Genomic DNA, 1,651 nt, shown 5'->3' with positions numbered 1-1,651 from the left:
AAATTCTTCGGCGAACCTTCCCTCAACCTGCAAGACTGGATGCAAACCGACAACGGCAAAGGCATCATCAACATCCTTAATTCCGAAAAACTAATGTGCTCTCCGCGTATGTACAGCGCGTTTTTGCTGTGGATGCTGGCGGAGTTGTTTGAAACCCTGCCCGAAGTCGGCGATTTGGACAAACCAAAATTTGTGATGTTCTTCGACGAAGCGCATTTGATGTTCGACAATGCCGCCAATGCGTTGGTCGAACAAATCGAACAAGTCGTGCGCCTGATCCGTTCCAAAGGCGTGGGCGTATATTTCGTCACCCAAAACCCGCTCGACTTGCCCGATACTATTCTCGGCCAACTGGGTAACCGCGTACAACACGCCCTGCGTGCCTTCACACCGCGCGACCAAAAAGCAGTCAAAGCCGCTGCCGAAACCTTCCGCAGCAACCCAAACATCAAAGTTGCCGAAGCGATTGCCGAACTCGGCGTCGGCGAAGCCCTCGTTTCCTTCCTTGATGAAAAAGGTATGCCCGAGCCGGTAGAACGCGCCCTCATACTGCCGCCGCAATCTTCCTTAACCCCGCTTACCGCAGAGGAACGCAACCGCCTGTTCCAAAACGACGATTTGTATCCAACCTACAAAGACATGGTGGACAACTACTCCGCCTTTGAAGCATTGGCCGAAGCAGACAGCCAGGCTGCCGCTGAAAAAGAAGCCACAAATGCCGCCAAAGAGCAGGAAAAAGCGCAAAAAACCGCAGAAAAAGAGGCTGCCAATGCCGATCCCGGCATTCTCGGCGGACTGATCGGCGGTTTGAGCGGCGGACGCAAAAAATCCGGCCAAGGTTTGGGCTACAACGTTGCCGACGCCATCGGCAGCCAAATCAACCGCCAAGTAACCAACGCCATTTCCCGCAGCGTAATGGGCATTATTAAAAATATATTTAAATAATCAGCCTGCAAATATAAAAGGCCGTCTGAAATTTCAGACGGCCTTTTGTTGTTTATATAAAGCTAAACTTTGAATTACCTTAATATATAAGCATAATAAATTGAAAGAAAAGAAAAAATGATTGATAATTCGATTTGCTTAAACTTAAGCATTTTATCAATTAAAAAAGAGAACTTTTACCATGAAAAAACTACTCACACTAACGGCATTAGCCTTTGCTTTATCTGCTTGTTCAACAACCAGTACTGTTGATTTCGGACAAAAAGAAAAAAGCTACCATAGCTACACTATTCGTGATCTTTCCCAAGATCATATTCCATCTGATACACGCGCACTTTTTACCCAATACTTGAACAATGAATTAACCACTCTCGGTTATACCGTAGGCGATGACTTAGATATTAATATCAATATCGAAAACTTTAATGAAGGAAACCGTGCTCTGCGTTATTGGGTGGGCTTTGGCGCAGGCAAAGCAACGTCAAAAATCGTTACAACACTGGTTGATAAAGAAAGCGGAAAAATTGTCGGTAATATTCAAACTGACGGTATGTTGGCAATGGGAGTATTTGGAGGAAATAGCAAAGATGTTCTGAAAAGATCAGCTAAAGACATTGCCAAAAAAATTGCAGAATCCGGTATTTTGAAAAAAGGGAAATAATCAAGATATTATTTTCTAAAAACGTTTTACCAAATAGCTATAAAT

At 44.5% G+C, this 1,651-nt stretch carries 2 protein-coding genes; both read left to right on the top strand.

All coding sequences use genetic code 11. The features are described 5' to 3' along the window. Nucleotides 1–945 (top strand): helicase HerA-like domain-containing protein (locus tag ACTHS3_RS12515; protein WP_440368080.1); only part of this gene is annotated, 945 nt, incomplete at its 5' end. A gap of 181 nt (nt 946–1,126) precedes the next feature. Next, nucleotides 1,127–1,606: a DUF4410 domain-containing protein gene (locus ACTHS3_RS12510; RefSeq protein WP_049343922.1), complete on the top strand. Its 480-nt coding sequence runs from the start codon at nt 1,127–1,129 to the stop codon at nt 1,604–1,606. Nucleotides 1,607–1,651: the final 45 nt, after the last annotated feature.

The sequence above is a fragment of the Neisseria sp. P0009.S007 genome, assembly GCF_051962515.1.
This window is presented reverse-complemented; position numbering and strand designations above follow the sequence as displayed.